This is a genomic window from Curtobacterium sp. MMLR14_002 (assembly GCF_001864975.1).
Taxonomy (GTDB): Bacteria; Actinomycetota; Actinomycetes; order Actinomycetales; family Microbacteriaceae; genus Curtobacterium; species Curtobacterium flaccumfaciens.
In genome coordinates this window covers 59630-81679 of record NZ_MJGT01000002.1, presented here as the reverse complement: position 1 = coordinate 81679, position 22050 = coordinate 59630, and the positions used below count along the sequence as shown (strand labels likewise).

At 70.8% G+C, this 22050-nt stretch carries 20 protein-coding genes and 1 tRNA gene; 11 read left to right on the top strand and 10 right to left on the bottom strand.

Features of this window, described 5'->3' with window-relative positions:
- Positions 1-395: 395 nt before the first annotated feature.
- Both BIU91_RS02460 and ugpC read right to left on the bottom strand, forming a co-directional pair.
- The gene (locus tag BIU91_RS02460) at positions 396-1712 is read right to left on the bottom strand and encodes a DUF4032 domain-containing protein (protein ID WP_111024143.1); all 1317 of its coding nucleotides are present in this window, start codon (positions 1710-1712) and stop codon (positions 396-398) included.
- A gap of 84 nt (positions 1713-1796) precedes the next feature.
- Positions 1797-2897: a sn-glycerol-3-phosphate ABC transporter ATP-binding protein UgpC gene (gene ugpC / locus BIU91_RS02455; protein ID WP_071404078.1), complete on the bottom strand. Its 1101-nt coding sequence runs from the start codon at positions 2895-2897 to the stop codon at positions 1797-1799.
- Between the two features lie 243 nt (positions 2898-3140).
- On the opposite strand from ugpC, the gene BIU91_RS02450 reads away from it, so the two are divergent.
- Positions 3141-4079 carry a thioredoxin domain-containing protein gene (locus BIU91_RS02450; RefSeq protein WP_071404077.1) on the top strand — a complete coding sequence of 313 codons (939 nt, stop codon included), beginning with the start codon at positions 3141-3143 and terminating at the stop codon, positions 4077-4079.
- Between the two features lie 103 nt (positions 4080-4182).
- On the opposite strand, the gene BIU91_RS02445 is transcribed toward BIU91_RS02450, so the two are convergent.
- Positions 4183-5076, bottom strand: coding sequence for a neutral zinc metallopeptidase (locus BIU91_RS02445; RefSeq protein WP_071404082.1), 894 nt, complete (start codon positions 5074-5076; stop codon positions 4183-4185).
- 114 nt (positions 5077-5190) lie between these two features.
- Between BIU91_RS02445 and BIU91_RS02440 the strand changes: the two genes are divergently transcribed.
- Complete coding sequence (locus tag BIU91_RS02440; protein WP_071404076.1) at positions 5191-6333, top strand: glycerol dehydrogenase; 1143 nt, start codon at positions 5191-5193, stop codon at positions 6331-6333.
- 19 nt (positions 6334-6352) lie between these two features.
- On the opposite strand, the gene BIU91_RS02435 is transcribed toward BIU91_RS02440, so the two are convergent.
- Positions 6353-7120: an NAD(P)H-hydrate epimerase gene (locus tag BIU91_RS02435; RefSeq protein ID WP_139196512.1), complete on the bottom strand. Its 768-nt coding sequence runs from the start codon at positions 7118-7120 to the stop codon at positions 6353-6355.
- Between the two features lie 34 nt (positions 7121-7154).
- On the opposite strand from BIU91_RS02435, the gene BIU91_RS02430 reads away from it, so the two are divergent.
- Entirely contained in the window at positions 7155-7940 is a 786-nt protein-coding gene (locus BIU91_RS02430) for an alpha/beta fold hydrolase (RefSeq protein WP_071244025.1), read from the top strand.
- Between the two features lie 53 nt (positions 7941-7993).
- Positions 7994-9025, top strand: a complete 1032-nt coding sequence (locus tag BIU91_RS02425) for an aldo/keto reductase (protein WP_071404074.1) — start codon at positions 7994-7996, stop codon at positions 9023-9025.
- Between the two features lie 231 nt (positions 9026-9256).
- Here the strand turns inward: BIU91_RS02425 and BIU91_RS02420 are convergent.
- Together BIU91_RS02420 and msrB are read right to left on the bottom strand one after the other, a co-directional pair.
- Positions 9257-9332 (bottom strand) — tRNA-Thr (locus BIU91_RS02420).
- A gap of 37 nt (positions 9333-9369) precedes the next feature.
- Positions 9370-9777, bottom strand: coding sequence for a peptide-methionine (R)-S-oxide reductase MsrB (msrB, locus tag BIU91_RS02415; protein WP_027466599.1), 408 nt, complete (start codon positions 9775-9777; stop codon positions 9370-9372).
- A gap of 65 nt (positions 9778-9842) precedes the next feature.
- Here msrB and BIU91_RS02410 point away from each other — a divergent pair, with 65 nt between their 5' ends.
- The 7 genes from BIU91_RS02410 to BIU91_RS02380 all read left to right on the top strand — a co-directional run bounded on the left by BIU91_RS02410 (position 9843) and on the right by BIU91_RS02380 (position 15859).
- Positions 9843-10316, top strand: a complete 474-nt coding sequence (locus tag BIU91_RS02410; protein WP_071404073.1) for a GNAT family N-acetyltransferase — start codon at positions 9843-9845, stop codon at positions 10314-10316.
- On the top strand, positions 10316-11395 hold the full coding sequence (locus BIU91_RS02405; RefSeq protein ID WP_071404072.1) for a DUF2332 family protein: 1080 nt from the start codon (positions 10316-10318) through the stop codon (positions 11393-11395). Before BIU91_RS02410 ends, BIU91_RS02405 begins: the two co-directional genes overlap by 1 nt.
- A gap of 96 nt (positions 11396-11491) precedes the next feature.
- Positions 11492-11848, top strand: a complete 357-nt coding sequence (locus BIU91_RS02400) for a DUF3263 domain-containing protein (RefSeq protein WP_071404081.1) — start codon at positions 11492-11494, stop codon at positions 11846-11848.
- Positions 11845-12456 carry a LytR C-terminal domain-containing protein gene (locus tag BIU91_RS02395; protein WP_071404071.1) on the top strand — a complete coding sequence of 204 codons (612 nt, stop codon included), beginning with the start codon at positions 11845-11847 and terminating at the stop codon, positions 12454-12456. Before BIU91_RS02400 ends, BIU91_RS02395 begins: the two co-directional genes overlap by 4 nt.
- Before the next feature lie 193 nt (positions 12457-12649).
- Positions 12650-12853, top strand: coding sequence for a cold-shock protein (locus BIU91_RS02390; RefSeq protein ID WP_017888049.1), 204 nt, complete (start codon positions 12650-12652; stop codon positions 12851-12853).
- 257 nt (positions 12854-13110) lie between these two features.
- Positions 13111-14733, top strand: a complete 1623-nt coding sequence (gene groL / locus BIU91_RS02385) for a chaperonin GroEL (RefSeq protein WP_071404070.1) — start codon at positions 13111-13113, stop codon at positions 14731-14733.
- Between the two features lie 400 nt (positions 14734-15133).
- The gene (locus BIU91_RS02380; protein ID WP_139196513.1) at positions 15134-15859 is read left to right on the top strand and encodes an endonuclease domain-containing protein; all 726 of its coding nucleotides are present in this window, start codon (positions 15134-15136) and stop codon (positions 15857-15859) included.
- Positions 15860-16010: 151 nt separating this feature from the next.
- Here BIU91_RS02380 and BIU91_RS02375 read toward each other — a convergent pair whose 3' ends face one another.
- The 4 genes from BIU91_RS02375 to BIU91_RS02360 form a co-directional block, all read right to left on the bottom strand.
- Positions 16011-17708: a HAMP domain-containing sensor histidine kinase gene (locus BIU91_RS02375; protein WP_071404068.1), complete on the bottom strand. Its 1698-nt coding sequence runs from the start codon at positions 17706-17708 to the stop codon at positions 16011-16013.
- Positions 17709-17788: 80 nt separating this feature from the next.
- Positions 17789-18484 carry a response regulator transcription factor gene (locus BIU91_RS02370; RefSeq protein ID WP_017888045.1) on the bottom strand — a complete coding sequence of 232 codons (696 nt, stop codon included), beginning with the start codon at positions 18482-18484 and terminating at the stop codon, positions 17789-17791.
- Between the two features lie 51 nt (positions 18485-18535).
- A complete protein-coding gene (locus tag BIU91_RS02365; RefSeq protein ID WP_027466594.1) occupies positions 18536-20233 on the bottom strand; it encodes a DNA repair helicase XPB in 1698 nt (565 codons plus the stop codon).
- Positions 20234-20281: 48 nt separating this feature from the next.
- Positions 20282-22048, bottom strand: coding sequence for a helicase-associated domain-containing protein (locus tag BIU91_RS02360; protein ID WP_071404067.1), 1767 nt, complete (start codon positions 22046-22048; stop codon positions 20282-20284).
- Positions 22049-22050: the final 2 nt, after the last annotated feature.

The following is a 22050-nucleotide window of genomic DNA, read 5'->3' as shown; positions in this document are numbered from 1 at the left end:
GGCGACCATTCCTGCTCACGGTGGCAGGCGGGGTCGGCCTCGAAGGGTCAGGACACGTCGGCTGGTGCCTGCCGTGCGGTCACGCGTCGTCGCTGCGCGACGCGGCAGGTGACGGTCCGTGACCGGTCGACGTTCACCAGGCGGGGTGTCGTGACCGCTCGACGTCCAACGTCACCACCAGCGGGGCTGGGCGTGACGGTCTGGAGGGCCGGCGCCGGTCCCCGGGACCCGCGCCGGGCCTCCAGGCGGTCGCGTTGCCGACCCCCGAACGGTCAGGACGCGTCGGCTGGTGCCCGCCGTGCGGTCACGAGTCGTCGCTGCGCGACGCCGCAGACGACGGTCTGCGACCGGTCGGCGCCCACCCGGCGGGGTGTCGTGACCGAGCGGGGACCGCGTCAGACCGTGGCGCGCCAGTCGTCGACGTCGTCGGACTCGTCGGACTCGTCGGCGTCGTCGTCGTCCAGCACCGGGATCGGCACGGTGATCGACGAGGTCGGCGGGTTGATGAGCAGGCGCTCGTCGCGACGGTGTCGGAGCACGTCGTTGATGTAGGCGGTCGTGGCCTCGGGCAGGGAGACGGAACGTTCCTCTTGCTGGGACATGAACCAGCGGTGCTCGAGCAGCTCGTGGAACACCTCGGCGGGTTCGAGCCGACCGCGCAGGTCACGGGGGATCGAGCGGACGACGGGCTCGAAGACCCGTGAGACCCACTCGTGCGCCACCATCTCCTCGTCGAGTTCGTCACGGCCGTTGCGGGCGCGGTACGAGTCGAGGTCGTTGAGCAGGCGCCGGGCCTGGTTCTCGCCGGCGTCGAGCCCGGTGAGTCGCAGCAGTCGGCGCTGGTGGTGCCCGGCATCGACGACCTTCGGCTGGATCCGGACCTGCGAGCCGCCCTCGGTCGTGTGGATCGACAGTTCCTCGATGTCGAAGCCGAGCTCGTTCAGGCGCTCGACGCGGTCGTTGATGCGCCAGCGTTCCTTGATGTCGAACTGCTCGGTGCCGGTGAGCTCGGTCCAGAGCGTCCGGTACTGGGCGACGATGCGGTTCGACACGTCCACGGGGTCGGCGTTCTCGTCGAGCCGTCCGCCGGCCTCGAGGTCGAGCAGCTCGCCGGCGATGTTCACCCGGGCGACCTCGAGGTCGTTCTCGCGCTGACCGTTCGACAGCCCGCCGGGGTAGAGCTTGCCGGTCTCGGCGTCGACCAGGTACGCGGCGAAGGCGCCGGCGTCGCGACGGAACAGCGTGTTCGACAGGGACACGTCGCCCCAGTAGAAGCCGATGACGTGCAGGCGGACGAGCAGCAGCGCAAGTGCGTCGACCAGACGGGTGGCGGTCTCGGGGCGCAGCGTCTGCGAGTAGAGCGCGCGGTAGGGCAGGGAGAACCGCAGGTGGCGGGTCACGAGCACGGGGTGCAGGGGTTCACCGTCGGCGTCGACGCGGTTCGTGATGACCGCGACGGGGTCCACGCACGGCACGTCCATGCGCTGCAGGGTCCGGAGCATCTCGTACTCGGACCTGGCGACCTCTTCGCCGGTCTCCTTCACCGCGGCGACGTACCCGCTCAGGTGCACGAACCGCACGAGGTGCCGCGAGATGCCCTTCGGCAGCGCGACGATCGTGTCGTCTGGCCAGTCGGCGAGCGGCAGGTCCCACGGCAGGTCGAGCAGGCCGGGGTCGACGGTGGCGGCGGTGATGGACATCGAGTCGGGCACGGTGGTTCCTCTGGTGTCGGGGACAGCCGAGAGCCCGCGTCCGCCCTTGTGAGGCGGGCACGGGCTCTCGGGGGAGTGCGCTGGTTACGCGCTGACGACGGCCTTGTCGTCGAGGCGGTCGCCCGACTCGGTGTCGAAGGCGTGGACGTGGCCCTGCTTCGGCGTGATGACGATCGTGTCACCGATGGACGGGTGCGCACGACCGTCGACACGGGCGACGATGTCGGCGCGCTGGCCGTTCACGTCGGCGTGACCGTAGAGGTAGCCGTCGGCGCCGAGCTCCTCGACGACGTCGACCGTGACGGGCAGGCCCTCGCCGGTCTGCGACACGATGACGTCCTCGGGGCGGATGCCGACCGTGATCTGTGCGGCACGGGCGTTCGACAGCGTGTCGCGGTCGATCGCGTGGTTGAGCGTGCCGAACTTGATGCCGCCCTCGATGACGTCGGCGGGCAGCAGGTTCATGGCCGGCGAACCGATGAAGCCGGCGACGAACACGTTGTTCGGCTTCTCGTACAGGTCACGCGGGGTGCCGACCTGCTGCAGGATGCCGTCCTTGAGCACCGCGATGCGGTCACCCATGGTGAGGGCCTCGGTCTGGTCGTGCGTGACGTAGACCGTGGTGACGCCGAGACGACGCTGCAGCGACGCGATCTGCGTGCGGGTCTGGACGCGGAGCTTGGCGTCGAGGTTCGACAGCGGCTCGTCCATGAGGAACACCTGCGGCTGACGGACGATCGCACGGCCCATCGCGACGCGCTGACGCTGACCACCGGAGAGCGCCTTCGGCTTGCGGCCGAGGTAGTCCTCGAGGTCGAGGAGCTTGGCGGCTTCCTGCACGCGGGTGGCGCGCTCTTCCTTGCCGACACCGGCGATCTTGAGCGCGAAGCCCATGTTCTCGGCGACGGTCATGTGCGGGTACAGCGCGTAGTTCTGGAACACCATCGCGATGTCGCGGTCCTTCGGCGGGACGTCCGTGACGTCGCGGTCGCCGATGCGGATCTGACCGGAGTTGACCTCTTCGAGGCCGGCCAGCATGCGGAGCGAGGTGGACTTGCCGCAGCCCGAGGGGCCGACGAGGACGAGGAACTCGCCGTCGGCGACGTCCAGGTCGAGGGAGTCGACCGCGGGACGGTTGCCTCCGGGGTAGAGACGGGTTGCCTTGTCATAGGTGACGGACGCCATGAGCGTTCGGTCCTTCCTTCACCGGCAGGTACGTGCCGGACGATCCGAGTGAAGCGGTGTGCCCGTACGGGCCCCGGACAGTCGCCGTCGACTGTCGAGGTTCATACAACACGAGTTCACCCGGGTGCGCCAGTGTTTTCCCCCTTGGTCGGCGGCTTCCCAGAGCGCCCCACTACAATCGCCGGGTCCGTCCGCCGAGCAGGGGAACGCCGAGCGGACACCGATCAGGAGGACGACGCACCGATGAACAACCGCCCCGAGGGTGCCGCCCGCGCCGCGCGGAACGAGCGCCGTGAAGCCGCCCGCCAGCGAGCCCAGCGTGCCCGGACCCAGCAGAAGCGACGCCAGCGTGGTGTCCGGCTCGGCCTGCAGATCGGGCTCGGGGTCGTGCTCCTCGCCGCCGCGACGATCGTCACGCTCGTGCTGGTCGACTCCGTGAAGCCCGCCGGCCCCGGCCCGTCGACCATGTCGCAGGGTGGCATCACCATCGGGCAGGACCTGAAGCCCGTCGCGGCGTCGGCGTCCGGATCGGCTACCGCTTCGCCGAGCAGCACCGCGACCGACGGCGCCGGCACCGTCCGGATCACCCTGTACGTCGACTACCTCTGCCCGGGCTGCGGCCAGTTCGAGCAGGCGAACGGCGACTACATCAAGGACCTCGTCGACTCCGGTGCGGCCACGGTGGACATCCACCCGGTCGCGGTCCTGTCGAACCGCTCGCAGGGCACGAAGTACTCCCTCCGCGCCGCGAACGCCGCCGCCTGCGTCGCCGAGCACTCCCCGAACCAGTTCTACGCGGTGAACCAGGCGCTCTTCGCGAAGCAGCCGGACGAGGGCACCCCTGGTCTGACCGACGCGGAGCTCACCGACGTCGTCACGGGCGTGCAGGGGCTGCAGGAACGCAGCGCCGTCCGGAGCTGCATCGCCGACCAGGACTACGCCAAGTGGGTGGACGAGCAGACGACGGCGGTGTCCGACGGCACGATCCCCGGGTCGACGCTCAAGGAGTTCCCCGGCACGCCGCTCGTGCTCGTGAACGGGCAGCGCTACGAGCTGACCTCGCCGGTCACGAACGACGACTTCCGCACCTTCGTGGTGACGGCCGCCGGGGCGACCGACGCCACCCCGACGCCCACTCCGAGCGCGACCCCCACGCCCACGCCCACGCCGACCAAGCGCTGACGGCCGGACGAGCGCTGACGTCTGAACGAGCGCTGACGCGCTGACCGCGGACGGGAGGCCCGGTGCCAGCTGGCACCGGGCCTCCCGTGGTTCGACGGTGCGGCTACAGGGCCGAACCCGGGATGCTCAGGGTGTCGCAGCTCGTCGCGCCCTGTTGGTAGCCGCGCAGGAACCAGCGCTGTCGCTGCTCGCTCGACCCGTGCGTGAACGAGTCCGGGTCGACGCGGCCGGTCGCGCGCTCCTGGATGCTGTCGTCGCCCACGGCGCTCGCCGCCGACAGGGCGTCGGTGATCTGGGAGCGGGTGATCGGTTCGAAGAACGTCTCGCCGTTCGCGTCCTTCGTCGTGGCGGCGTCGCCGACCCAGGCCCCGGCGTAGCAGTCCGCCTGCAGCTCGACGCGGACACTGCCCGACGACGCCCCCGTGCCGGAGCGGTCGGTGTTCGCGAACGACCCCTGCAGCTGCTGGATGTGGTGCCCCCACTCGTGCGCGACGACGTACATCTGCGCGAGTGGACCACCGGACGAGCCGTACTGCGACTGCAGGTCGTCGTAGAACGCGGTGTCCAGGAAGACCGCACGGTCCGGCGGACAGTAGAACGGGCCGGTCGCGGCCGAGGCCTGCCCGCACGAGGTGTCGGTGGAGTCCTGGAACAGGAAGAACTCCGGTGCCGTGTACGAGATGCCGAGCGACCGCGCCTCGGACGTCCAGTAGGTGTCGAGCGACTCGGCCGCGCCCTCCATCCGGCACTCGACGCGCAGGTTGGCGTCGCGCCCGGTCCGGCACTCGGGGGCGGCGTCGACGGACTCGCCCTCCTGCTGGATCGTCGTCAGGCCGTTGCCGCCGCCGACGATCCCGCTCAGGTCGAAGCCGGTGAACTGCGCGATCAGGAACACCACGATGGCGCCGACGCCCACGGCGCCTCCGCCGATCGCCGTGGTGCGACCCCGCCGCTTGACCTTGCCGCCGCGGAGTTGCGAGTCGTCGTTGAACGTCATGATCCCGAACCTACCGATCAGCACCTCCCGATCAGCGGCCGCGCGTACCGTCGGCGGCGTCGGCGACCCCGACACCTGTCGTACACCTGTCGTACAACCGGAAGGAACCGCACGATGGCCACTCCCATCAGCACCGTGATGAGCCCCGCCCGCTACGTCCAGGGCAAGGACGCGATCACCCGCGTCGGCGAGTTCATCGCCCCGATCGGCAAGCGGCCCCTGATCGTCGCCGACGACGTGGTCTGGGGCATCGTCGAGACTGCCGTCTCCGAGAGCTTCCGGTCCGCCGACCTGGCCGTGGAGCGTGTCGGGTTCGGCCGCTTCGCCACCCCAGAAGCCGTCGACGAGCTCGTCGAGCAGATCCGCGCGAAGGACGCCGACGTCATCGTGGGGCTCGGCGGTGGCTCCGCGATCGACGCCGCGAAGGCCGCCGGGCACCTCGCCGGCATCCGGTGGGCCAGCGTGCCGACGGCTGCGTCCACCGACGCCCCGACCTCGGCGCTCGCCGTCATCTACACCGCCGAGGGCGAGTTCATCGAGTACCGCTTCTTCCCGCACAACCCGGACCTGGTGCTCATCGACACCAGGCTCGTCGCCAACGCGCCGGTGCAGTTCCTGGTCGCGGGCATCGGCGACGCGCTGGCGACCTGGGTCGAGGCCCGTGCCGCGAAGCGCGCCAACGCCGACACCATGGCCGGCGGCCTGCAGACCCAGACCGGCGTCGCGCTCGCCGAGCTGTCGTGGAAGCTCCTGCACGAGAACGCCCTGCAGGCCATCGAGGCCGTCAAGGCGAAGGTCGTCACCCCGGCGCTCGAGAAGGTCGTCGAGGCGAACACGCTGCTCTCCGGCCTGGGCTTCGAGTCCGGTGGGCTCGCCGCCGCCCACGCGATCCACAACGGGCTGACCGCGGCGCCGCAGGCGCACGGCCTGGCCCACGGGCAGAAGGTGAACATCGGGACGATCGCGCAGCTGGTGCTCGAGGGCGCCCCGGCCGAGGAGATCGAGGACTTCGTCGTCTTCACCACGAAGGTCGGCCTGCCGAACACCCTGACCGAGATCGGCCTGACGGTGGACGACCGTGACGTGCTGCGCGCCGTGGCCGAGGCCGCGACGGTGGAGGGCGAGACCATCCACAACATGCCGTTCCCGGTGACGCCCGAGCTCGTGGTCGACGCCCTGATCGCCATCGAGGGCATCGCACGCAGCGTCCGCGCCGAGCACGGTCTGCCGGAGCCCGTGCTGTACGAGCACCACTGACGCCCTGACGTTCGAGGGGTCAGGTGCGGATCAGCGGCTCCATCGTCGCCAGGTCCGCACCGATCCCGACCTCGACGAGTTCGATCCGGCCGGCGAGGGTGGCGGCGGGTCCGGTCAACAGGCCGGCCTTCACCCCGCCGAAGGTGACGGTGACGTCGGCGTGCAGGACGTGGTCGTCCGCGACGCCGCCGGTGTCCACGTCGATGCCGCTCGGCACGTCCACCGCGACCACGAACGGCGCACGCTGGTCGCGGGCGAGCTCACGGATGGCGTCCACGACCTCCCGCGCGGGGGACCGCAGTGCGTTCGCGCCGTGCACCCCGATGCCGAGGATGCCGTCGAGCACCAGGTCGGCCTCGAGTGCCGCCTCGGTCGCGACGTCCGCCAGGCGTTCGCCGTCACTCCGGCCGGCGGCCCGCAGGATGTCGGCCGCTCCGCCCGCATTCGGTCCCGAGGCGCCGGACGGGCCGTCCAGCAGACGCGCGCCGGCGTCCAGCGCCGCTGCCAGGCCGGCCTCGTGGACACGGGAGCCGACGCGCAGGACCGCCACGTGCCTCCCGGCCGCTGCCAGGCGAGCGCCCGCGAACAGGGCGTCACCGCCGTTGTCGCCGCTGCCGGCGAGCACGAGGACGGATCCCGGCCCGTCGACCGGCCGCACGGCCGGGTCGTCCAGCAGGTCGCCGACGATGCGCGCGAGCCCGTCGGCGGCGCGCTGCATCAGGGGTTCCCCCGCGTCGAGGTGGGGGCGTTCCGCCGCCCGGATCTGATCGCCGCCGTAGCCGTCCATGGCCACCACACTGCCCCGATACGCTTGAGAGGACATGTCACTCGTCCCCGAAGCGCCCCGCCCCCGGTTCGTAATGTCGCCCGACGGGCTGCGACTCGCGACCTACGACTTCGGCGACCCCGACGCCCCGGCCGTGATCGCGGTGCACGGCTTCGCCTCCGGTGCGGTGCTCAACTGGCACGCCTCGGGCTGGACGCGGCACCTGGTCCGTGCCGGGTACCGGGTCCTGGCGCTCGACCAGCGCGGGCACGGCGCGAGCGCGAAGCCGCACGACCCGGGTGCCTACTCGATGGACCTGCTCGTCGCCGACGTCACCACGGTCATCGACACGTACCTGCTCGACGACGTCGCGTTCCTCGGGTACTCGCTCGGTGCCCGCGTCGGCTGGCACACCGCCGAACGCCTGCCCGGCCGGATCTCACGTGCGGTGTTCGGCGGGATCCCGGACGCCGACCCGATGCGTCGCGTCCGCGTCGATCAGGCGAAGGCGTACATCGCCGACGGCACCCCCATCGAGGACCGCGTCACGAACGGCTACCTGACGATGGCGGGCAACGTCGAGGGCAACGACCTCGGCGCGCTCGTGGCCATGGTCGAGGGGATGCGGAACAGCATCGAGCCGACCCCGGAGAACGCCCCGGCGCAGCCGCTCCTGATCGCCGCGGGCAGCGAGGACGGCATCCGCGACAGCGCGGTCCGGCTCGCCGAGGCCGCACCGGACGCCACCTTCTTCGAGATCCCGGGGCGCAACCACTTCAACGCCCCGACCTCGCGGCCGTTCCGCGAAGCAGCGCTGCGGTTCCTGTCCGCCCCGCGCTGAGGGGTACTCGTGGGTCCCCTCGGTCGGACGGCACCGGGCGTACCGTCCCCGCCATGGACTACAGACTCCTCGGCAACAGCGGGACATCGGTGTCGACGCTGACCCTCGGCACCATGACGTTCGGCAGCGAAGCCGACGAACCCACCTCACACGCCATCCTCGACGCCTTCGTGGCCGCCGGTGGCACGCTCGTCGACACGGCGGACGTCTACTCCGGCAACGAGTCCGAGCGGATCATCGGCCGCTGGCTCGCAGCACACCCCACCGAGGCTGCGCAGGTCGTCCTCGCCACCAAGGGCCGGTTCCCGCAGGGCGACGGCCCGAACGACCTCGGCCTGTCACGACGACACCTTCGCGTGGCCCTCGACGCCTCGCTCGAGCGGCTCGGCGTCGACCACATCGACCTGTACCAGATGCACGCGTGGGACGCCCTGACCCCCATCGACGAGACCCTGCGGTTCCTCGACGACGCCGTGGCCGCCGGCAAGATCGGCTCCTACGGGTTCTCGAACTACCTCGGCTACCAGGTCACCAAGGCCGTCTACGAGGCGAAGGCCCACGGCTGGGCGCCGCCCGTCACCCTGCAGCCGCAGTACAACCTGCTCGTCCGCGACATCGAGCACGAGGTCGTGCCCGCCTGCCTCGACGCCGGCATCGGCCTGCTGCCCTGGTCGCCCCTGGCCGGCGGCTGGCTCTCCGGCAAGTACCAGCGCGACGAGGCCCCGACCGGCGCGACCCGCCTGGGCGAGAACCCGCAGCGCGGCATGGAGGCCTGGGAAGCCCGCAACGGTGACGAGCGCACGTGGGAGGTGCTCGACGCCGTCTCCGAGGTGGCCGACGCCCACGACGCGTCGAAGTCGCAGGTCGCGCTCGCCTGGCTGCTGGCCCGTCCCGCGGTCACGAGCGTGATCCTCGGCGTCCGCACCCTGTCGCAGCTCGAGGACAACCTCGGTGCCGCGGACCTGGTGCTCACCGACGACGAGCTCGCCCGACTGACCGACGCCAGCGCTCCCCGCATCGACGACTACCCCTACGGCACGGCCGGCGTCGCGCAGCGGGAGCGGAAGATCACCGGCGGGCGCTGAGCCGGCGGGTGCCGAGCTGGCGGACGCTGAGCGGACAGGACCCCTGCGCGTTCGTGCACATCGTGCGGATTTCTGCGGATGTGGGGTCAGGGTGTGGACGCGCGGGTCGGTGAGGTGTCATCCTCGTCGCACGACCGGCTGGTTACCGCGTCCAGCGCCCGGAACGCCCCCTGATCCGCGTTCCGTGTGCCGATGCCCCGGGCGAGACTTCGCCCGGGGCATCGCTTCGTCTGGGGCCGGCAGCGGGACTTGAACCCGCAACCCCCGTATTACAAGTACGGTGCGCTACCAATTGCGCCATGCCGGCTGACGCCGCTCATCTTACCGGTGAGGGCGTCCGGGGCTCACTCGCCCGACTTCTCCGAGAAGTTCAGCGAGATCGAGTTCATGCAGTACCGGTCACCCGTGGGGGTGCCGAACCCGTCCGGGAACACGTGGCCCAGGTGCGAACCGCAGTTCGCGCACCGGACCTCGGTGCGGGCCATGCCGAGGGAGTTGTCCTCGATGAGCTGCACGGCGTCCGGGTTCACCGACTCGTAGAACGACGGCCAGCCGCAGCCGGAGTCGAACTTCGTGCCGCTCTTGAACAGCTCCGCGTTGCAGGCCGCACAGGTGTAGACGCCGGCGCGCTCCTCGTCGAGGAGTTCACCGGTCCACGGTCGTTCGGTCCCCGCCTGGCGGAGGACGGCGTACTGGTCCGGGGAGAGCTCCTCGCGCCACTGGGCGTCGGACTTGTCGACGTTGTATGCCATTGGTTCCTCCTGCTTCCGGCCGGGCTCTTCCGGGCACTCCCGACCACTTCACTAAACTCGCCACGATGTCCGAGCATTCCGTGCACCACGCCCGCTGGACCCGTCTGACGACGGACGAACTGTACGGCATCGTCGTCGTGCGCAACCGCGTGTTCGCGCTCGAGCAGCGGGTCACCGCCGAGGACTTCGACGGCCGTGACCGCGAGCCCGACACCGAGCACTGGTGGTTCGGCACGGACACCGATGCGGTTGGGTACCTGCGGCTCATCCGCCCGGCGGCCGACGAGGTCCACCCCGACGGCGCGGCACCGCCGGCGTGGGTGATCGGGCGGGTCGCCACCGATCCCGGACACCGCGGGCAGGGGATCGCCGGCCGGCTCGTCGCCGCCGTCCTCGACGAACACGGACACGACCCGTTCGTCCTGCACGCCCAGGAGTACGTCGCCGCCCTGTACGAGCGGTACGGCTTCGTGCGGTTCGGAGAGCCGTACGACGAGGCCGGCATCCGACACGTCGGCATGCACCGGCCCGGACGCTGATGGACACCCGCGCCCGGTTCGACGCGTACGCCGACCGCATCCAGGCGGTCTCCCCGTCGTACGCGGCCTGGGCACGGTCGCTCGACGACTCCCTGGTCGCGCTCCTCGCCGAGGTCCCCGAGCAGCAGCGGCAGCCGGAACTGTTCTTCGCGGTCGCGCGGCGGCTGGGAGCGGACCCGTCGGACCCGGGTGCGCTGCGCGCGCTCGGCCTGGAGGCCCGCCCCGCGCTGGTCGCGGCCCTCGCCTCCGCCACGGTGCAGGCCAACGACCCGCAGCGGCTCGCCCCGGTCGTCCCGCTGTTCGCGGCACTCGCCGAACGGTCCGCGCGACCGCTCGGCCTGGTCGACGCCGGGGCCGCCGCCGGACTGTGCTCGATCCCGGACCGGGTGACCCTGGAGTACCGGACGTCGGAGTCCCGGGTGCCGGCGGAACGCGCCCCGGTGCTTTCGTCGCGCCCCGACTCCTCGGGGCGCGACGACCACGGCGGGGCGCGCGGCGAGCTCGTCCGGATGCACACGGCGGTCGACGAACCCGCGGTCCGTCTCGTCGCGGACGTCTCCGGGGTCCTTCCGGCTCCGGCGAGCAGGCCGATCCGGATCGGCGCCCGGGTGGCCCTCGACCCGAACCCGATCGACCTGTCGGCCCCCGGTGCGTTCGACCGGCTGGTCGAAGCCGTCCCGCCCGAGGCGTCGGACCGGACCGCCCTGATGCGCGCGGCGGCGTCCGCGACGCTCACCGTGCCTCCCGTCCGGATCCGGGGCGCGCTGCCCGGCGACCTCGACCGTGCACTGGACGCCCTGCCGGACGACGTCGAACCGGTCGTCCTGACCACCGGGACCCTGGTCTACGTGCCGGGCGCGGACCGGCAGCGGTTCGTCGACCGGATCCGTGCGCGGGGCGTGCACTGGATCGCCCTCGAACGCACCGGGATCCTGCGCGGGGTGGCGGCGACGCTGCCCGACGACGTCGACGCGGCGGATCCGGACTCGTTCGCGACGGTCTCGCTCGACGGGGTCGCGGTGGCCGTCTCCGACCCGTTCGGTCGGCGTGTGCGCTGGTTCCGCGCGCCGAACCTGTGACCGGTGTTCGCGACAGTCCAGCGCCGTGCCAGGGTCCGGATCGACTCCACCCCTACGATGTGCGAGACCCGTTACCCGACCGTGATCGGAACCGCAGTGACCAGCCCCACCGACGAACGCAGCGTCGACGAGCTCAGTGCTGACCAGATCGGTGCTGACCAGCTCGGTGCTGACCAGCTCAGTGAGCTCGCGAAGCACGTGCTGACGTTCGAGCAGAACCGGGCACGGCACGACCGCACGAAGGAAGCGGAGATCCGGGTCGAGTTCGAGATGTCGGCGGCGCGCTACTACCAGGTGCTGAACCGCGTGATCGACTCGCCCGCGGCACTCGCGTACGACCCGCAGCTCGTCAGCCGGCTGCAGCGGCTCCGTCACGCGCGCACCAGCGCCCGGGCGACGCGCAGCTTCGTCGCGCCCGGTGCGGCTCCCGAAGGACGTGAAGAGGAACGATGAGCACGAGATTCCCCCGAGACCGGTTCGACGACGTCGCCGACGGCCCGCGGGTCGGTGCGCACCGCGGTGCCCAGCGTCGCGGCCGTGGCTGGATCGCCTTCGCCTGGGCGGCGCTCGCCACCGGTGTGCTCGTCGGCATCGGGGTGCTCGTCCTCGCGCTGCTGAACGGCAGCTACTCCTTCAACAGCTCGGATTCCCCCTCGGCCTCCACATCGGCGTCCGCCACCGCGAAGCCCTCGGCGACGTCCAAGCCGTCCGCGTCCTCGTCGGCCGGCTCGGGCTCAGCAGGGTCGGGGTCGGGCAGTGCTGCGGCCGCGACGCCGGCGCAGCAGGGCACCACCACCGTCGTCGTCCTGAACGGCACGACCACCACGGGCCTCGCCAGCCGGGCGAGTGCGGCGCTGACCGGCGCCGGCTGGCAGGTCGCCTCCACCGGTGACGCCGGTACGACGGGCTCCACGTCGACGATCGTCTACTACCAGCAGGCGTCGCAGGCGGCGGTCGCACAGGGCATCGCGAAGCAGCTCGGCGTCACGGCCGTGCAGCAGTCGGCGGCGTTCCCGAACGCCGACGTGAGCGTCGTCCTCGGCGCCGACTACACCGGCTGATCGGTCGTTCTGCGGGCCGTCGCTCCGCGTTTTCCGCGCATTGTGTGACGGCCGTGTTTCGAGCACGTTGATTTCTGACGGAATCGACGTGAAACAACGTCACACCTCTTGCCTGATCGGACGGGTTCGGTCAGAGTCCCATGCAGACGACGATCACGTCGTTCCGCACTGCAGTACCAGGGAGCAAGAGATCATGGCCAACGGAACCGTGAAGTGGTTCAACGCTGAAAAGGGCTTCGGCTTCATCACCGTGGATGGAGGGGGCCAGGACGTGTTCGTGCACTACTCGGCCATCGACATGTCGGGTTACAAGGTCCTCGAGGAGGGCCAGGCCGTCGTGTTCGACGTCGGCACCGGGTCGAAGGGCCCGCAGGCAGAGTCCGTCCGCCCCGCCTGAGCACGACCACTTCCAGAACGCGCCGTCCCGTCAGGGGCGGCGCGTTCGTCGTGTGCGGGGACGGTGACCGGCGCGGGGAGCGCGACCGCGGCGGTGGTGCGGGGTCCACCGGACGCGACGTGTCCTGGGAAGTCGTCACGAGCCTCCCGACTGTGTTGCACTCACACCCGGCGAGTGCCAGAATCGGCGTTGGCACTCGCTCACGCTGAGTGCCAGCACGACCCCCAAGACGACGTCCGGGAGGGACGAAAAACCACATGGCTAAGATCATTGCTTTCGACGAGGAGGCCCGCCGTGGCCTCGAGCGCGGCCTGAACCAGCTGGCCGACGCCGTGAAGGTGACGCTCGGCCCGCGCGGCCGCAACGTCGTCCTCGAGAAGAAGTGGGGCGCCCCCACGATCACGAACGACGGTGTCTCCATCGCCAAGGAGATCGAGCTCGACGACCCGTACGAGAAGATCGGTGCGGAGCTCGTCAAGGAGGTCGCCAAGAAGACCGACGACGTCGCCGGTGACGGAACGACCACCGCGACCGTCCTCGCCCAGGCGCTCGTCCGCGAAGGCCTGCGCAACGTCGCCGCCGGTGCCGACCCCGTGTCGCTCAAGCGCGGCATCGAGAAGGCCGTCGCCGCCGTCTCCGACCAGCTCCTCGCCAACGCGAAGGACATCGAGACCAAGGACCAGATCGCCGCGACCGCGTCGATCTCGGCCGCTGACCCGACCATCGGCGCGCTCATCGCCGAGGCCATCGACAAGGTCGGCAAGGAAGGCGTCGTCACCGTCGAGGAGTCGAACACCTTCGGCACCGAGCTCGAGCTCACCGAGGGCATGCGCTTCGACAAGGGCTACCTGTCGCAGTACTTCGTCACCGACCCCGAGCGTCAGGAAGCCGTCTTCGAGGACGCCTACATCCTGATCGTCAACTCGAAGATCTCGAACATCAAGGACCTCCTGCCGGTCGTCGACAAGGTGATCCAGGCGGGCAAGCAGCTTCTGATCATCGCCGAGGACGTCGACGGCGAGGCACTGGCCACGCTCGTCGTGAACAAGATCCGCGGCATCTTCAAGTCCGTCGCCGTCAAGGCCCCGGGCTTCGGCGACCGCCGCAAGGCCATGCTGCAGGACATCGCGATCCTGACCGGTGGCCAGGTCATCTCGGAAGAGGTCGGCCTCAAGCTCGAGAACGCGACGCTCGACCTGCTCGGTCGTGCCCGCAAGGTCGTCATCACCAAGGACGAGACCACGATCGTCGAGGGTGCCGGCGACGCCGAGCAGATCGCCGGTCGTGTCCGCCAGATCCGTGCCGAGATCGAGGCGACCGACTCCGACTACGACCGCGAGAAGCTCCAGGAGCGCCTCGCGAAGCTCGCCGGTGGCGTCGCCGTCATCAAGGCGGGTGCCGCGACCGAGGTCGAGCTCAAGGAGCGCAAGCACCGCATCGAGGACGCCGTCCGCAACGCGAAGGCTGCCGTCGAAGAGGGCATCGTCGCCGGTGGTGGCGTCGCCCTCATCCAGGCCGGTGCCGTCGCACTCGAGGCCCTCGAGCTCGAGGGTGACGAGGCGACCGGTGCGAACATCGTCCGCGTGGCCATCGACGCGCCGCTCAAGCAGATCGCGCTGAACGCCGGTCTCGAGCCGGGTGTCGTCGCCGCCAAGGTCCGCGAGCTCGAGTCGGGTTGGGGCCTCAACGCCGCGACCGGCGAGTACGTCGACCTGATCGCCGCCGGCATCATCGACCCCGCCAAGGTCACGCGTTCGGCGCTGCAGAACGCTGCGTCGATCGCCGGTCTGTTCCTGACCACCGAGGCCGTCGTCGCCGAGAAGCCCGAGCGCACCCCCGCTGCTCCGGCTGGCGACCCGACGGGTGGCATGGACTTCTAAGTCCGCCTGACGGAAGGGCCCCGCACGCTGCGCGTGTGGGGCCCTTCTGCGTATGGGGTCGGGCCGGTTGGTCCGAGATCGCACGAACTGCCGCTTCGCGGAGGCCGTCCCGGCAGTTTGTGCGACCACGGCGTGCTGGAGACGGCATGTTGCGCGATCAGCATGAAGCGCACAGGAGGCCCGGCACCGGTCGTTCTCCACAGATGCGCTCCCGAGGGGGTCGCGTGGGCAGCCGGGTCGCGACACTCGGGACATGCCGAAGCCTCGTCCGCTCCCTGAGACGCTCGACTCCGCCGGCTTCCTGGTCCGTGACGCCATCGGGTTCGGCGTCGATCCGGGTCGTCTCCGTCGACGTGATCTCGTCCGTCCCGTGCATGGCGTCCGGTCGACCGACGCCACGATGTCGATCGTCGCGGCAGTCGGCCTGGTGCTCCGTCCGGACCAGTACCTGAGCCACACGACGGCCGCCGCGCTGTGGGGAGCACCGCTCCCGCACGGTGCCGAAGTCCCCGTCCACGTCACGACCGACGGAACCGGCCCGGTGATGCGACGTCCACAGGTCAAAGGACACCGTCGCCGGTCCGGAGCTACCAGCTGCGAGCGGCAGGGGATGCGGCTCAGCACTCCAGAGCTTGCGTGGCGGGAGTGCGCCGGTCTGCTCAGCGTGCAGCAACTCGTCGCGGTGGGCGATTTCCTGGTGGGCAAGAGCAGACTCTGCACGATCGACACGCTCGCCAAGAGCATCGTGCCCGGATCTCGGTGGATCGCGGTCGCTCGTGCCGCGATCGCGCGGGTGCGCGTCGGTGCCGAGTCACCGATGGAGACCTGGCTTCGGCTCGCCGTGGTGGACGCGGGCTTCCCCGAGCCGGAACTGCAGGTCGAGGTGACGGATCACCACGGCCGGTTCCTCGGACGCGTGGACATGGCCTGGCCGGAACGTCGGATCGCGTTGGAGTACGACGGCGATCACCACCGCGAGCAGGATGTCTTCCAGTACGACCAGCGGCGTGACAACGGTATGGCTGTCAACGGCTGGCTCGTCCTGCATGCGACGCGGGCTGATGCCGCTCGCCCTGCTGTGCTGTTCGAGCGTCTGCGCCAGGCCTTCGTCTCGCGCTCGTCGTGACGTCGGCGGGTTGTCCCTCCGAAGGGTCCGACGCTTGCTTGCGGCGGTCGCACAACACGCCGTGCGTTCGTCACCCAGGTCGCACGTTGCGCCGTGAGAGCGCGGGATGGGCGGCAGTTAGCGCTACCTCGGGCAGCGGCCGGCGCGCGGGTCAGGCGGCGAAGTCGCGGGGGAGCAGGGGGAGCCAGACGCGGAAGGTGGCGCCGCCGCCCTCGGTGTCGAAGACCTCGACCGAGCCGTGGTGCGCCGCGACGATGCCGGACACGATGGCGAGCCCGAGGCCCGAGCCGCCGGTGTCCCGGGCGCGGGAGGTGTCCGCACGCCAGAAGCGCTGGAAGATCTTCTCGCGCAGCTGCGGCGGGATGCCCTCACCGTGGTCGATCACGTCGAGGTGTGCCATGGCGCGCTCGTCGTCCACGCCGATGCCGATCTCGATCGGGTCGTCGTTCGCCGTGAACCGCATGGCGTTGCCCATCAGGTTCGTGACGATCTGGCGGATCTTGTTCTCCTCCGCCAGGACGATCGGCGGGCGCTTCGGCAGCACGACCGTGGGCAGCGGGGTGGTCTCGTCGGTCGGCGCGGCACCGGCGTCGATGTTCATGGCGCGGGTCCGACGGGCCCGCAGACGCGCGATGGTCTGGCGCGAGAATGCGATCGGCCCGGTGGTGTTCGCCGAGGTGGGCGACACGGGCGGTGCTTCGCCGGAGTCCGGAGAGCCGATGGACGACGACGACGCCGATGGGCGCACGGCCTGGGACACGCTCTCGCCGGTCAGGGAGTCCTCGACGAGGACCTGGATCTCGCGGTCGGGGTTGGAGGCCATCGTGTCGAGCGCCGAGTCGCGGGCGATGGCGACGAGGTCGACCGGGCCGAGCTCGAGGGGCTTCGACTCGTCGATGCGGGCGAGCTGCAGCAGGTCCTGCACGAGCAGGCCCATCCGCTGCGCTTCCTTCTCGATGCGCTCCATCGCCTGGGCGACGTCCTCTTCCTTGCGCAGGGCGCCCATCCGGTACAGCTCGGCGTACCCGCGCAGGGACACCAGCGGCGTGCGGAGCTCGTGCGAGGCGTCCCCGACGAACCGGCGCATCTGGGCGATGGTGCGCTCGCGGTCCTCGAACGCGGAGTCGATCCGTTCGAGCATGACGTTGAGGGAGCGGTTGAGGCGGCCGACCTCGGTGTTCGGGGTGTCGGCCTCGAGGCGCTGGTTGAAGTCACCCGCGGCGAACCGTGCAGCGGTGTCCTCGACGTCGCGCAGGGGGTCGAAGGTCGCGGTGACGAGCAGCCGGGTGAGCATGGCGCCGAGCAGGATGACCGAGGCACCGAACCCGAGGAAGATCGCGGTGAACTTGCCGATGGTCTCGTCGGTGCCGGCGCTGGAGACCGCGATGAGCACGTAGCCGGTCTCGGTGGTGCCGTCGGACTGGTTCTGCAGCGACGCCGGGATGATCTGCGCACGCCACTCGTGGTTGTGCTGGCTGTCGTAGAGCGAGATGCGCTGGTTCGCCTGCGAGGCCTCGACCAGGGTGGCTTCGCGGACGTCGGGCCGGCTCGACGCCTTCGTCTGGCAGATCCGGTCGCCGTCGGCGTCGTACGCGGCGACGTAGGCGCTCTGCGAGACGACGACGGACAGCTTGCAGTACTGCTCGCCGTCGCTGATGTTCTGGCCCTCGAGCTGCTCGGTCGTCTGCTTGACCGTGTTGTCGAGCTGCTGCATGAGGTAGGTGGACAGCACGGTCATCGTGCCGAGTCCGGCGACGAGCAATCCGAGCGCGACGAGCAGCACCGTGATCCCGGTGATCTTGGTGCGCAGGGAGATCCCGTCCCACCAGTGGTTCATTCGCGTGTGCATGCTGCCCCAACGATAGACAGCGGCCGCCCGGTGAAACCGGACGACCGCCGTGAAGTCGAGCCCCGTGGGACCCCGGCCCCCTACGAAGCCTTGGACGCCTTCAGCATGTAGCCGAAGCCGCGCTTGGTCTGGATGATCGGCTCGGCGGAGTACTGGTCGAGCTTGCGGCGCAGGTACGAGATGTAGCTCTCGACGATGCCCGCGTCACCGTTGAAGTCGTACTCCCACACGTGGTCGAGGATCTGCGCCTTCGACAGCACGCGGTTCGGGTTGAGCATCAGGTAGCGGAGCAGCTTGAACTCGGTGGGCGAGAGCTCGATCTGGGCGTCGCCGATCGTGACCTCGTGCGTGTCCTGGTCCATCGTGAGCTCGCCGGCGCGGATGATCGCGTCTTCCTCGTCGTTCATGGTGCGACGGAGGATGGCCTTGATGCGGGCGACGATCTCGTCGAGCGAGAACGGCTTGGTGACGTAGTCGTCGCCGCCGACGGTGAGGCCGGTGATCTTGTCCTCGGTGTCGTCCTTCGCCGTCAGGAACAGGATCGGCGAGGTGTAGCCCGAGGAACGCAGGCGCTTGGTGACACCGAAGCCGTTCATGTCGGGCAGCATCACGTCGAGGATGATGAGGTCCGGCTCTTCTTCCAGCACGGCGGAGATCGCCTGTGCTCCGTTGCCCACCGCACGCACGGCGAAGCCGGCGAAGCGCAACGAGGTCGTCAGGAGGTCGCGGATGTTCGGCTCGTCGTCGACGATCAGGATCTTGGGGCCATCGCTCATGGTCTTATCTTCTGGCTGTTCCCTCGGGGTTTCCTGAGAGCGGTTCGTGCGTCAGCCCACGGGCGTCTGGACCTGGTCGGCGTCGAGGATCGTGTACGAGTAGCCCTGCTCCGCCAGGAACCGCTGCCGGTTCTGCGCGAAGTCCTGGTCGACGGTGTCCCGGGCCACGAGCGTGTAGAACGACGCGGGCAGGCCGTCCTTGTTCGGGCGGAGGAGCCGGCCGAGCCGCTGCGCCTCTTCCTGCCGGGACCCGAACGAGCCGGAGACCTGGATGGCGACAGTCGCGTCGGGCAGGTCGATCGAGAAGTTCGCGACCTTCGAGACGACGAGCACGTCGACCTCGCCGGACCGGAACGCGTCGTACAGCCGCTCCCGTTCGTCGACCGGGGTCGCCCCCGTGATCTCCGCGGCGTCGAGCGACGCTGCCAGTTCGTCGAGCTGGTCGATGTACTGCCCGATCACCAGGATCTGCTCGCCGCGGTGCTTCTCGATGAGTTCCCGCACCACCGGGGTCTTGGCCGGGGACGTCGCGGCGAGCCGGTAGCGCTCGTCGTCGCTCGACGCCGCGTACTCCAGGCGGTCCTGGTGCGGCAGGTCGATGCGGACCTCGTAGCAGGACGCCGGCGAGATGTAGCCCTGCGCCTCGATCTCCTTCCACGGGGCGTCGTACCGCTTCGGGCCGATGAGCGAGAAGACGTCGCCCTCGCGGCCGTCCTCGCGCACGAGCGTCGCCGTCAGGCCCAGGCGTCGGCGGGCCTGCAGGTCGGCGGTCAGCTTGAACACCGGCGCGGGCAGCAGGTGCACCTCGTCGTAGACGATGAGCCCCCAGTCGAGGGCGTCGAGGAGCGACAGGTGCGTGTACTCGCCCTTCCGACGGGCCGTGAGGATCTGGTACGTCGCGATCGTGACCGGCCGGATCTCCTTGACGCTGCCCGAGTACTCGCCGATGTCCTCCGGCGTCAGGGTCGTGCGCTTGAGGAGCTCGGTGCGCCACTGCCGCGCCGAGACGGTGTTCGTCACGAGGATGAGCGTGGTCGCCTTCACGGTCGCCATCGCACCGGCGCCGACGAGTGTCTTGCCCGCGCCACAGGGCAGCACGACGACGCCGGAGCCCTGGGCGAAGAACGTGTCGACCGCCTGCTCCTGGTACGGCCGCATGTGCCACTCGGCGGTGTCCAGGTCGATCGGGTGCGGCTGGCCCGGGGTGTAGCCCGCCAGGTCCTCCGCCGGCCATCCGAGCTTCACGAGCTCCTGCTTGATCTGCCCCCGCGCCCACGGCTGCAGCTCGACCTCGGTCGAGGACCGCATGTCACCGAGCAACGGCTTGATGCGCTTCGACCGGATGACCTCGGCCAGCACCGACGGGTCCTCGGCGGTGAGGAGCAGGAGCGGCAGCCGCTCGAGTTCCTCGGTGGGGGAGTTCGCGATCACGGGCGCGTCGGGTCGTTCCTCGCGACGGATCACGAGCCGTCCGTAGCGCGAGACCGTGTCGCGGATGTCGACCGTGACGCTCTGCGGCACGGGGAACTTCGCGAAGCGTTCCAGGGTGTCGATCATCGCCTCGGCGTCGTGGCCCGCGGCGCGCGCGTTCCAGAGTCCGAGGCGGGTGATCCGGTAGGTGTGCACGTGCTCGGGAGCGCGTTCGAGCTCGGCGAAGGCCGCGAGCTCGTGGCGTGCGTCCTCGGCGTCGGGGTGCGCGACCTCGAGGAGCACGGTGCGGTCGCTCTGCACGATCAGCGGTCCGTTCATGACCTGCCAGCCTAGCCGTCGGCACCTGCGTGCGGGTGACCGCGCGGCTCAGGCGTCGCTCTCGACCGACACCACGAGTGACAGCGGCAGGGTGCGCTCGACGTCGACGGCCGTGTCCCGCCCGCGGACGCGTCCGGCCGCGACCGAGGTCGGCACGATCGAGAACGGCCGCTCCGAGCCGTCCGGCATCCGGACGGTCACACGGATCGGCGTGCGTCCGCGCACGGCCAGGTCGATCTGCCGACCGAGCCACTCCTGCTCCGGCTCCGCGTCGCCGCGCTGCGTCGTCAGGCGGAGCCGTTCGACGAGTGCGTGCGCCGACTGCTCCGGCGAGCGTCCGGTGGGGCTGCGCCGGCCGGGAGGCCCGTGGTGCGCCTCGGGGCGGGCTGCGGTCGTCAGGACGGCCGGGTAGCGCTGGTCCTCGAGCGCGGTGTGCACGACGTGCGGCGGGTAGCGAGTGGTCAGCGTCGTCAGGTCGGGCCGCTCCCACGCGAGCTGCCGGAGCTCGGCGTCCACCCCGACGAGGTCGAGCTGGTCGGCGGTGCCGCGGACCTCGGTCCCGACGCCGCCCGGCCCCCGGTCGACGACGATGCTGCCGTCGCGTCCGGCCACCTGGTCGATCAGGTAGGCGAGGGGCTGCGGGATCCCGGTCGCCGACAGCCGTCCGAGCAGGGACAGCAGGTCGTCGCGGGAGTGTCCGGCCCGGAACGCCGCGCGCAGGGTGTCCTCGGAGATGCGGTAGCGCGCCGCGAGGCCCGGTGCCTCGAGCACGGCGACGGTGCGCAGGGCGTCGTCGTCCACCGGCGCGAGCGGCCCCGGTGCGATGACGGTGAGGTCGTGCTGCAGGTAGACCCGCTCGACGGTGCCCGGCAGGTCGTCGGCGGCCTGCTCGGCGTCGCCGTCGAGGAGCGCCCGACCGGTGCTCGTCACGATGCCGTCGACCGCCAGGCCGAGCGACGCCGCGGTGCCGGCGACGTCGAGCAGCAGGGCGTCGAGCCAGCGGGACCCCGCCGGGTACGCCCACCGACCGAGCGGCACGAGGTCGCGCAGGTCCCCGTCGGCCAGCTCGAGCACCTGGTGCACGGCGGGCGGGAGCGTGTCCGACCACGCGGCCACCAGCGACACCCAGCGCTCCGGCCAGCCGGCGAGCAACCACGCGTGCCCGGCGTCGGTGACGATCCAGCGTCCGGTGTCGGGGTCGGCGTACCCGATGCCGTCGAGCAGCGCCAGACGACCGGCGACGAGCTCGGCATCGGTGCCGATGCGCTCGGCGAGGGTGCGGGCGAGCGGCATGCCGATCCCGCCCTTGACGAGTTCGCGGACCGCGCCGGCGTCGACCGCCCGCAGCAGCTCGGCGAGCACCGTCATCGTCGCGAACGCCTGCTCCGCGCCGGTGGTGCGCGCACGCTCGAGTGCCGCGGCGTCGAGGGCGGGAGCAGCGGGGCGGACCTGCTCCGGGCCTCCCGGCTGCTCGTCGAGCGAGGTGAGGTCGGGGTGGGCGGCCACGCGTGCGGCGACCGCGTCGTCGACGGCGCCGTCCTCGTCGGCGAGGCCGAGCTCGATCGCGGGGCCGAGCGCGTCGACGGCGCCGCCGTCGCGCAGCGCCAGGATCGTGGCGCGCGGCAGGTGCTCGACGGCGGCGTCCACGGCGTCGTCGCCCCGGAGCGCCTCGGCGAGGTCGAAGAAGTCGGTGATGCGCTGCGGGCCGGTCTCGGCGAGTGCAGCGGTCGGGAGTCGCCTCGCCGCGACGAGGCGCTCGAGGGCATCGTCCGGCATCGCCCGGAGTCGGGCGGCGAGGTCGGCGGTGGTCGTCATCG

Excerpts from the sequence above, each read along its gene's own strand:
- ugpC (WP_071404078.1), bottom strand. The coding sequence starts at position 2,897 with ATGGCGTCCGTCACCTATGACAAGGCAACCCGTCTCTACCCCGGAGGC.
- BIU91_RS02450 (WP_071404077.1), top strand. The coding sequence starts at position 3,141 with ATGAACAACCGCCCCGAGGGTGCCGCCCGCGCCGCGCGGAACGAGCGC.
- BIU91_RS02445 (WP_071404082.1), bottom strand. The coding sequence starts at position 5,076 with ATGACGTTCAACGACGACTCGCAACTCCGCGGCGGCAAGGTCAAGCGG.
- BIU91_RS02440 (WP_071404076.1), top strand. The coding sequence starts at position 5,191 with ATGGCCACTCCCATCAGCACCGTGATGAGCCCCGCCCGCTACGTCCAG.
- BIU91_RS02435 (WP_139196512.1), bottom strand. The coding sequence starts at position 7,120 with ATGGACGGCTACGGCGGCGATCAGATCCGGGCGGCGGAACGCCCCCAC.
- BIU91_RS02430 (WP_071244025.1), top strand. The coding sequence starts at position 7,155 with ATGTCACTCGTCCCCGAAGCGCCCCGCCCCCGGTTCGTAATGTCGCCC.
- BIU91_RS02425 (WP_071404074.1), top strand. The coding sequence starts at position 7,994 with ATGGACTACAGACTCCTCGGCAACAGCGGGACATCGGTGTCGACGCTG.
- msrB (WP_027466599.1), bottom strand. The coding sequence starts at position 9,777 with ATGGCATACAACGTCGACAAGTCCGACGCCCAGTGGCGCGAGGAGCTC.
- BIU91_RS02410 (WP_071404073.1), top strand. The coding sequence starts at position 9,843 with ATGTCCGAGCATTCCGTGCACCACGCCCGCTGGACCCGTCTGACGACG.
- BIU91_RS02405 (WP_071404072.1), top strand. The coding sequence starts at position 10,316 with ATGGACACCCGCGCCCGGTTCGACGCGTACGCCGACCGCATCCAGGCG.
- BIU91_RS02395 (WP_071404071.1), top strand. The coding sequence starts at position 11,845 with ATGAGCACGAGATTCCCCCGAGACCGGTTCGACGACGTCGCCGACGGC.
- BIU91_RS02390 (WP_017888049.1), top strand. The coding sequence starts at position 12,650 with ATGGCCAACGGAACCGTGAAGTGGTTCAACGCTGAAAAGGGCTTCGGC.
- groL (WP_071404070.1), top strand. The coding sequence starts at position 13,111 with ATGGCTAAGATCATTGCTTTCGACGAGGAGGCCCGCCGTGGCCTCGAG.
- BIU91_RS02380 (WP_139196513.1), top strand. The coding sequence starts at position 15,134 with ATGTCGATCGTCGCGGCAGTCGGCCTGGTGCTCCGTCCGGACCAGTAC.
- BIU91_RS02375 (WP_071404068.1), bottom strand. The coding sequence starts at position 17,708 with ATGCACACGCGAATGAACCACTGGTGGGACGGGATCTCCCTGCGCACC.
- BIU91_RS02370 (WP_017888045.1), bottom strand. The coding sequence starts at position 18,484 with ATGAGCGATGGCCCCAAGATCCTGATCGTCGACGACGAGCCGAACATC.
- BIU91_RS02365 (WP_027466594.1), bottom strand. The coding sequence starts at position 20,233 with ATGAACGGACCGCTGATCGTGCAGAGCGACCGCACCGTGCTCCTCGAG.
- BIU91_RS02360 (WP_071404067.1), bottom strand. The coding sequence starts at position 22,048 with ATGACGACCACCGCCGACCTCGCCGCCCGACTCCGGGCGATGCCGGAC.